Origin of the sequence: Dethiosulfovibrio peptidovorans, assembly GCA_002748665.1 — a bacterium.
Classification (GTDB): domain Bacteria; phylum Synergistota; class Synergistia; order Synergistales; family Dethiosulfovibrionaceae; genus Dethiosulfovibrio; species Dethiosulfovibrio peptidovorans_A.
In genome coordinates, this window is record PDTB01000024.1 from 63011 (window position 1) to 72424 (window position 9414).

Sequence of the window (9414 nt, forward strand, 5' to 3'; positions counted from 1 at the left end):
TCTCACACAACTTTTTCTGCTATCTCTGTTGTCTCGCCTGCTCCTCCAGAGCCTCTCGAAGGATTCGACGCAGGATTTTCCCCATACTGTTTCGGGGGAAATCCTGCACGATCTCAATTCGACGCGGAACTTTATAGTGAGCCAAACGTTCCTTGCAATAGACGATAAGCTCCTCGGGCGAAGGGGGCCCTTCAGGTACCACCGACACGTACGCACAGGGCACCTGCCCACTTAAAGAGTTGGGACGCCCAACGGTCGCGGCCTCCATAACTCCAGGATGGCTCGTCAAAATTGCCTCAACCTCCTGGGGGTAGACGTTGAAACCGCCGACAATAATCATGTCGCTGGCTCGATCCACGATCCGAACATATCGCTCGTCATCCATGACGACGACATCCCCCGTGTTGAACCAGCCGTCTACAAACTTTTTCTCCGTCATTTCAGGATCCTTAAAATACCCAGAAGCCACTGAGGGGCCCCGGACCCAAAGGACTCCCTCCTCACCAAGCATAACAGAGTTTCCGTCAGAATCGAGCACCTTCGCTTCGATCTTCTCCAGTAAGGGGCCTACCGTACCCAACCGGCGCCGTTCATATGTAGGATTCACTGCCAAGACGGGAGAGCACTCAGTCAAGCCGTAGCCTTCCAGCACAGGGACCCCAAAGACCCTCCGAACCCGTTCATCCAATGCCGGTGGAAAGCGATCACCGCCACTGAGGACAACCCTAAGAGAATCAAAAGTCGATCCAGCCTTTGCGGCTGCTCCCACCATGAGGTGCAGCATGGTGGGAACACCCACGATCACCGTAACCCGAGCGGCAGTAATCGCCCGAAGAACCCTGTCAGGAGGCATAAATATCGGCACCACAGCCTGCCGATTGCCAGCAATCAGAGGCAACAGAGCACTGGTAACAAGCCCCAATGTATGAAAATTCGGCAGCACGTTGAGAAAAACGTCACAGGGCTTCAGAATATTCACCAGCTGAAGGGACTGTTCCAGATTGGACAGGATATTCTCGTGGGTAAGAGGCACGACCTTGGGCCGGCCGGTAGTTCCCGAGGTTGAGAACAGGACAGCCACATGGGAATCGGACGGAACGCTCTCCGTACCTGTATAGGTCTCCAACGCACCGTCCGAGGCAAGAGCGACGATCGGAACCTCAGCGGTTTTCTCAATCCCACTCAGTTTGGAGACCCACGCCTCCTCCACAATCAGTGCCGTCGGATCGGCATGAAAAACAGCCGAGAGCAACGCCTCGGCTCCCCCCTGGGGATTCAAGGGAACGAGAGTCCCCTCAAGCCGCCATACGGCCAAAGCGAGACCGAGCAGAGCCGGACAGTTGGGCATAAAAACCACCAGACGACTCCCCGCTGCAAAACCCCCATTCCTCAATACATCGGTCGTCCTATCGGCCAAATCGAAGAGGCGTCCGACAGACCACCACTCACCGTCCCACCAGAGCAGGTCGTCGTCTCGGCAAGACCACACCCCCCTGACGACCTTATCAATTCGACGACCATCTCTCCTCATCGCCCCGTCATCCATCACCGGGCCTCCTGTCGTATCCATCGCTTGATAACATTGGAACAACTCCAGAGATCAAGACATACCTGGGAACCTACCAACTTATGAACCCGCCAACCAGCCTCACCCAACACCTTACCATCACGCAAGTCTTTAGCAAGCCACGCACATTGACCATCTCCGGGGATATTCAGGCCTCCTCTCATATACCCTGAGAGGGTTCCTCGCAAGCGCTCATCGTCAAACAAGGGCAAAACCACCGTCGTTCGAGTAGGCCTTTCCTCAATTTCAACGGGAATTCCCTCCCGAGAGACCTCAGAGAGTTCGAATCCCTCGTCGAAGGCGTTCAGCCCCACATCACGACCGGAGTTACCTTGGTCCGGGGTGGAGATCCATCGCCCCCATGCCGCTGAAAAACCACCGTTCACCAGCACCGGCAAACTGCGCTGAGGCAGAGCCCGAACCTGATCAAAGAGGTCTTCGTTGAGATGGAGGCGTTTCAGAGCAAGATGAGGCAATCCGTGAGGGATATACAGGATATCCGCAGTCGCCGGTATCCGTCCCTGAAGAAGGGAAACATCAATCACCGAACAGCCGATCGTCCGAAAAAAGGCCAGATCGTTCCCTCCCGATGAGGCGAGTGTCTGATCGGACAAAACCGCTACCTTGGGAGCTTCTTGCAAGGGATGGATAGGGTGCATCGATTCGTTTAAAGGTGCAGCATACTGTCCAAAGGCCGCGATAGCACTCCAATCGACCTGCCCCACCATTCCCTGAAGTTGATTAGCTGTTATTTGAACTGGATGAACCAAGGACGGATCGGTACATAGTTGTTCCAGCGTTACGTTCTGACGATCCATGTACCGCGGGATATATCCCAAAATAGGTGACGGTATGGTACGCCCGACACCGACCTCAAGAAGCTGATACTCTCTGGGATTGAGCACTGACGAGAAGACCACACCGTAGAGATCGATCTGGGCTCGGAGCAACTGAGCATACACATCCCCCATGATCCGTGACGTGAGAACCGCAACCGGGTTAGCACGAGGAGCCGCGATTATACCAATTCCCAGAATACGGGCAACAGAGAGAGTTTCCTCATCGAGCTCCAGGTGATCCTCCGAGGCCAGCTTTCCTAAGGGGGCCAGGATCAGATTCAGCCGATCCCCCCGGGCCAGATACGTGAAAACATCCCGAAAGGCGGCGTTGCTTGCGAAGAGGGAGGGGTGCAGGCTATAAACCTCCTGCTCACAGCTCAGAGAGAGCATCCTCAAATACTCCTCGTCGAATCCCCCGACAAACAACTGAAGCGGCACGCCCAATGCCTTAAGGGAAGCCGCAAGAAACACACCGGGAGAGACAACCCCCTCTCGGCGTTCATCAGCAATAAGAAGCCGAGGTCGATCCACAAAAAGCCCTCCCTACAGTGGTAGAATGAACCCCTTGCATTTAGTGTATCATATTACAGACCCTATTTTGGGTTATAACATAGAGAAGCAAACGAGGAGGTCTCTCACATGACATCGTGTATCAGAATCAAGGATATGCCCCAGCACGTCGGGGAAAACGTGGTTATCAAAGGATGGATGTACAACAAGAGGAGCTCTGGGAAGATTCATTTCCTTCAGATTCGGGATGGATCGGGCTTCGTACAGGCCGTCATGGTGAAGAAGGAGGTTTCCGACGACGCATTTGAGGAAGGGAAAAAACTCTGGATTGAGGCCTCCATCCAGATTACCGGCACAGTACGAGCAGACGAGCGGGCACCGTCGGGCGTGGAATTGACCGTCACCGATCTTCAAGTTCTCCATAACCCAGATCAGGAATACCCTATCGGGAAAAAAGACCACGGTGTCGATTTTCTTCTGGATAACCGTCACCTCTGGATACGGAGCCAGAGACAGCGGGCTATCATGATCATCCGAGAGCACATCGTCTGGACGTGGAGAAAATACCTCCGTGATCGTGGGTTCCTTCTGATAGACAGCCCTATCCTCACAGGGGCCGTTGGAGAGGGAGCATCTGGACTCTTTGAGCTGGACTACTTCGATCAAACAGCCTATCTGGCTCAGACGGGGCAGCTCTACGCGGAAGCAGCGGCGGCGGCCTATGGAAAAGTCTATTGTTTCGGCCCTACCTTCCGGGCGGAGAAATCCAAAACTCGCCGACACCTCACCGAATTCTGGATGCTTGAACCCGAGATGGCCTTCTACGACCACAAAGACTGCTTAGATCTTGAGGAAGACCTCGTTCGCGTCACCGTCACCGAGGTTTTGGACGGCTGTTCCAAGGAATTGGCCTTGCTCGAGCGGGACACGGCGCCCCTTCGAGCCATCACAGAGGGACCGTTCTATCGGCTCTCATACAGGGACGCCGTGACCAGACTCAACCAATTGGGGAGTTCCATATCCTTCGGTGACGACCTGGGAGCCCAGGATGAGACCATCCTCACCCAGCAATACGACCGCCCCGTCTTCGTAGAATGCTACCCCAAAGGAGCCAAGGCCTTCTACATGAAGGAGAACCCTGACGACCCCGAGACGGTGCTCTGCGCGGACCTCTTGGCGCCGGAGGGATATGGGGAAATCATCGGAGGTTCCCAACGAGAGGACGATCTGGATAAGCTCCTCGCCCGCATGGAGTCGGACAGAATGGACACAGAGTCCTACCAGTGGTATCTCGACCTCAGGCGCTACGGAACGTTCGTCCATAGCGGCTTCGGTATCGGCTTGGAGAGAACTGTGGCCTGGATATGTGGCCTTCATCACATCCGTGAGGTTATTCCCTGGCCCAGAACGATCTATCGCCTTAATCCGTAAAGGAAACGGGGTGTCCATCGATGGACACCCCGTTTTTATGCACGGTACTCAACTCTCTGAAGCCTTGCAACACTTAGGACAGGGAGAAATGAATTCGAGATAAAAATCAGCCTGAGACAAATCCTCCGAGAAAACCGAGCGATTGACAGGGTCACCTTTGGGCCAGATATCTCGAAGCTCCCCACAGGAAGGACAACGAACGTGAAGGTGATCCTGCCCGTTTCCCTCGTACCGACAGGGTCCGTCGCCTCCAGGTATTTTCAGGATATGCCCTGCCTCACAGAGTTGGTCCAGATTACGATAGACCGTCCCCAAGCTCACGTTTGGAATCTTCTGACGTACCTCCCAAAAAACCTCCTCGGCCGTAGGATGATGTCCCAGCCGAGACACGACTTGAAAAACAGCATCTCTCTGTCGGGTCCGTCTTTGTATGGGCATGGTCTCCACCTCCCATAGGCCCCACTCAGGAGAGGCCAAACAACAAGTTTCAGTAACGCCACAGTCCCGTTCGTCCTCAAGCACAATATCAATAACGGATTCTAATACTATCGTTATTTTCTCTGTTCGTCAAGCTTCCAATTCTTTCTACCACGCAGCAAGAGATGGAAAAAACAAGGAGGACAGACAGGCCAAGCCCGTCTGTCCTCCTTTGATCGTCACTGGTAAAGATGGACAGGATCTCTACAGGAAAACGCCCCTCATCTTGACAGCATCGGCAACCCGCTGGATAGCCGCCATGAAGGCAGCCCGGCGCATTTTGACGTTTTTGTTCTGAGAGTAGTCCCAAACCCTCTTGAAGTTGTCCTTCATGATCCGGAGAAGACGCTGATTGTACTCTTCTTCGGTCCAGAAAAACCCGCCCAAGTCCTGACACCACTCGAAGTAGGAGCCGATAACCCCGCCGGAGTTGGCGAGAAAATCGGGAACCAACATGATACCCTTATCATCAAGGATAGCGTCACCCTCGGGAGTCACCGGACCGTTGGCTCCCTCCACAACGTATTTGGCCTTGACGCCGTCGGCGTTTTTGCCGTTTACAGCTCCCTCAAGAGCACAGGGCATGAGGATATCGCATTCGGTCAAAACCAACTCAGGAAGATCTCTCTTCTCGAGACCTGGCTGGGAGAACCCCTCCAGGAGTTTCTTGGGGTGGTTTGAGACGTGTGCATAGGCCTTCTGGACATCGATGCCGTCCTTGCAGTAGTAGGTCCCGGTGATGTCGCTGATGGCGACGACCTTCGCTCCTGCAGCCACCATGGTCAAAGCTGCGTGGGATCCCACGTTTCCAAAACCCTGAATAGCAACAGTGACCCCCTCTACGGGCTTGTTCAGAGCTTTCATAAACTCGATGGCACAGGTAGCGACACCGAGACCGGTAGCAGCGGTCCGCCCTTTAGAGCCCCACAGAGGAATGGGCTTCCCGGTAAAAATAGCCGGCTCCAGGCGCCCCCTCATCTTACTGATGGTGTCCATGAACCAGATCATTTCCTGACCGCCGGTGTTCACGTCCGGAGCAGGAACATCCGTCCACGCACCAACCACAGGCTCGATTCGAGCCGCAAAGGTACGGGCAATCCGCTCTTTCTCACGGGGAGACATCTCCAAGGGGTTACAGGAAACACCTCCCTTACCGCCTCCGTAGGGAATACCAGCCAGAGAACACTTCCAAGTCATCATGAAAGCCAGAGCCTCGCACTCGTCCAGACAGACCTCAGGATGGAATCGAACCCCACCTTTAGCGGGCCCAATAGCGGATGAGTGGGCCACCCGGAATCCGTCAAAGACCTTGACCGAGCCGTCATCCATCTCGACAGGAATCGACACAGAGGTCTTTCTCTCAGATCGACTCAATATCTCGACAAGCCCGTCCTCAAGCCCCATTTCCTCCGCTGCAGCATAGAAATTCTTGAGAGCTGTGTCCAGAAGCACGTTATCGGAAGTACGCTTCACCACTGACATGGAACTCCACCTCCTACAAAATATGCGACGAAACCCTCGCCGCAGGGCACTTCTAAAACAGCTTCAATACTAGCACTACTTGAGACACAATACCAACGATAAACCTTCTTTTTATCGAAAAAAATAAATTTCGTAAAATCAGACAAGTACACACTCAGTCATCCAGATAGACCCGAGGTAGTCCTTGACTGAACATGACGGGGATCTCGTAGTTGAGAGTATTCTCCCGGGCAGCCGCCAGATCATCAGGGGAGATTTCCTCCTCTCCCTGTTGCCCCACCAGAACCACCTCATCTCCTATCGAAACATCCAGACCGGTGACATCAACCATGCTCTGTTCCATACATATGTTGCCGATCTGTTGAACCCGAGTTCCTTTGATCAGAACATCAATTTTCATGGAAAACGCACGAGAGAGGCCATTGGAATACCCCATAGGCAAGACCGCTATTCGTCGCTCTCCCGGAGTGACATACCGAAGGCCATATCCAACACCGCTCCCCTTGGGAAGAGTGCGAAGAGCGACCACGATCGTCTTTATCTGGAACGTGGGACAAAGATCGATAGGCCTCAGACAGTCCTCAGAGGGCCACATACCGTAGAGGATAATCCCGGGACGACAGGCATCCAGATGTTTTTCCGGATCGTTCAAGGTTCCCGCACTGTTACACACATGGCGCAGGGGAACCCGGACTCCCCGAGACTCCAGATACTCCAAAACCTGGACATAGCGACGAAATTGGGTCTCAGTGTACTCAAGGCATCGTCGTTCGTCGGAGACAGCAAAATGAGTGAACACCCCCTCAACCCGTATACCGGGCAAGGTCGACAGTTCATCCAGCATAGCTGGTACCTCCTCTGGGAGGAAACCAATTCGCCCCATACCGGTGTCAACCTTGACGTGGACCAGGGCGGACCGCCCCTCCCTGACGGCAGCCTGACTCAGAGCCCGGGCCATGGCCATGTCGATCAGGGCAACGGCCACCTCCTGTCGAACGAGCTCCCCCGCCTCATGATAGACCGTCGGCCCCATAACCAAGAGAGCCTCACCGATGCCGCCATCCCTGAGGAGAAAAGCCTCGTCAGACGAGGCAACGGCAAAGCGCTGAGCCCCTTCTTTAACCAACCGTCGAGCGACCTCCAACATCCCGTGACCGTAGGCATCGGCCTTGATCACCGGCATCAACTGAACCCCAAATCCCACGTGATTCTCAATGGCACGGTAGTTTCGGGCCAGATTTCCCAGACAGACCTCCATCCTGCTGGGCATGAAAGCCATCTCAACATCACCTCCTCGTCGAGAACACCACGCCGCAGCATCCAGGAACGCATGAAAAACAGGCTTGAGATCTCGATAACATCAATAATTCTCAATACGACACTCCGAGTTTCATGATATCATGGCTTTGAGCAATCTCAAACTCAATTTTCAATACAAGGGAGATGTTGTCCATGCGGTTTTCTGATCGTATCAACGCCATGCAGGAGTCGCCTATTAGGAAACTGGTCCCTATCGCCAACGCCGCCAAGGCAAAAGGCAAGAAGGTCTACCACCTCAACATCGGGCAACCCGACATCGTCACTCCGCCGTCGTTCCTTCAGAGTATCCGGAGCTTCGAACAGAAGGTCATCGCCTACGCCACCTCGCCAGGGGATCCCAGGCTCATCGAAGCTATCGTGTCATACTACGAGACGTACGACATGCATTTCTCCCCCCAGGACATCCTGATCACCAACGGCGGCAGTGAGGCCCTCATGTTCGCCATGATGGCTCTCTGCGACCCCGGCGACCAAGTGCTTATCCCCGAACCCTTCTACGCCAATTACAACGCATTCAGCCGAGCCATCAACGTCTCAGTAACCCCCATCACGACAAAGGCTGAGGAGGGGTTCCATCTGCCTTCTGAGAACGAGATCGAACGGCGCATCACGGCCAAGACCAGGGCCATCGTCTTGAGCAACCCGGGCAACCCCACAGGGGTCATCTACACCAGGGATGAAATGGACATGTTGTCCCGGATCGTCCGAAAGTATGACCTGGCCATCATAGCTGACGAAGTCTATCGGGAGTTTGTCTATGAAGGCCTCAAGTACACTAGTTTCGGCAACCTGCCGGAGATCGCCGATCGGGTTGTCATCGTGGACTCGGTCTCCAAACGGTACAGCGCCTGCGGAGCCCGGATTGGCTCCCTGGCCTCAAAAAACAGGGACTTCAGCAAGCAGGTCCTGAAGCTCTGCCAGGGCAGGCTCTGCGTCCCCACTCTGGAGCAAGTGGGAGCCACGGCCCTCTACGGTACCCCCAGGGACTACCTGAAGGAGATCAACGTGGAGTATCAACAACGCCGGGACATCCTGTACAGAGAGCTACAATCCATGGACGGCGTCGTCTGTGAAAAGCCCAAAGGTGCTTTTTACGTGGTCATCAAGATGCCCGTGGACAACGCCGAGAGGTTCGCCATCTGGATGCTGGAGGACTTCGATGTAGACGGAGAAACCACCATGATCGCTCCTGCAGCAGGGTTCTACGCCACTCCCAACCTGGGAATCGACGAGGCCCGTCTTGCCTACGTGCTCAAAGGCCCTGACCTGGAGAGAGCGATGAAGATCCTCAAGAGAGGACTGGAAACCTATCCAGGGCGACGGAGCTAACGCTCTTATCACCTGTGGACAGGCGGCAACAAAAGCGTCTGAGGTACTTTTGTTCTCAGGCTCATCATATCATCTCATAGACAACAAGAGGAGGAGCCGCCCCCAACCGGAGCGGTTCCTCCTGCTTTACGCCACGCTGCGTGTCTGTCTGTCGTTATGCTCTGGCTTCGTGCGTAATTCACCTATCGTCTCATAAAAACCAGCGGCAGGGCGAGGAACAGAATGGCCGGGGCAAAGCCCACGGAACAACCGCCGCCACCACCGCCAGGTGCAGGAGCAGGTCCAGACCCTTTATACTCGTAGGCTCCAACATCCGGCGTATCCTGAGGATCACGTATCTCTCCCCTCTGGTCCATGGAAATCAGGCTGATGACGCCCGCCGAGAGTATATCCGCGCTCACCGTGCCGGCATCTCTGGCGGGACTCCCCTCTCCTATCGCCATGGTCCATGTGGGGCCG

Annotated in this window: 8 protein-coding genes; 2 read left to right on the forward strand and 6 right to left on the reverse strand. The window is 54.7% G+C overall.

Annotation, left to right across the window (positions count from 1 at the left end; genetic code table 11):
- Positions 1 to 19: 19 nt before the first annotated feature.
- On the reverse strand, positions 20 to 1531 hold the full coding sequence (locus CSA35_07430; GenBank protein PIE54225.1) for an AMP-dependent synthetase: 1512 nt from the start codon (positions 1529 to 1531) through the stop codon (positions 20 to 22).
- A gap of 14 nt (positions 1532 to 1545) precedes the next feature.
- Positions 1546 to 2937 (reverse strand): hypothetical protein, encoded by a 1392-nt coding sequence (locus tag CSA35_07435; protein ID PIE54213.1) that lies wholly within the window; start codon positions 2935 to 2937, stop codon positions 1546 to 1548.
- Between the two features lie 108 nt (positions 2938 to 3045).
- Between CSA35_07435 and asnC the strand changes: the two genes are divergently transcribed.
- The gene (asnC, locus tag CSA35_07440) at positions 3046 to 4347 is read left to right on the forward strand and encodes an asparagine--tRNA ligase (protein ID PIE54214.1); all 1302 of its coding nucleotides are present in this window, start codon (positions 3046 to 3048) and stop codon (positions 4345 to 4347) included.
- Between the two features lie 48 nt (positions 4348 to 4395).
- Here the strand turns inward: asnC and CSA35_07445 are convergent, their stop codons facing one another.
- The 3 genes from CSA35_07445 to alr form a co-directional block, all read right to left on the reverse strand.
- On the reverse strand, positions 4396 to 4785 hold the full coding sequence (locus CSA35_07445) for a Fur family transcriptional regulator (GenBank protein ID PIE54215.1): 390 nt from the start codon (positions 4783 to 4785) through the stop codon (positions 4396 to 4398).
- 243 nt (positions 4786 to 5028) lie between these two features.
- Complete coding sequence (locus CSA35_07450; protein ID PIE54216.1) at positions 5029 to 6306, reverse strand: glutamate dehydrogenase; 1278 nt, start codon at positions 6304 to 6306, stop codon at positions 5029 to 5031.
- A gap of 154 nt (positions 6307 to 6460) precedes the next feature.
- Positions 6461 to 7585, reverse strand: coding sequence for an alanine racemase (alr, locus tag CSA35_07455; protein PIE54217.1), 1125 nt, complete (start codon positions 7583 to 7585; stop codon positions 6461 to 6463).
- A 173-nt stretch (positions 7586 to 7758) separates the two neighbouring features.
- Between alr and CSA35_07460 the strand changes: the two genes are divergently transcribed.
- A complete protein-coding gene (locus tag CSA35_07460) occupies positions 7759 to 8955 on the forward strand; it encodes an aspartate aminotransferase (protein PIE54218.1) in 1197 nt (398 codons plus the stop codon).
- A gap of 182 nt (positions 8956 to 9137) precedes the next feature.
- On the opposite strand, the gene CSA35_07465 is transcribed toward CSA35_07460, so the two are convergent.
- The gene (locus tag CSA35_07465) at positions 9138 to 9398 is read right to left on the reverse strand and encodes a hypothetical protein (GenBank protein ID PIE54219.1); all 261 of its coding nucleotides are present in this window, start codon (positions 9396 to 9398) and stop codon (positions 9138 to 9140) included.
- Positions 9399 to 9414 lie beyond the last annotated feature (16 nt).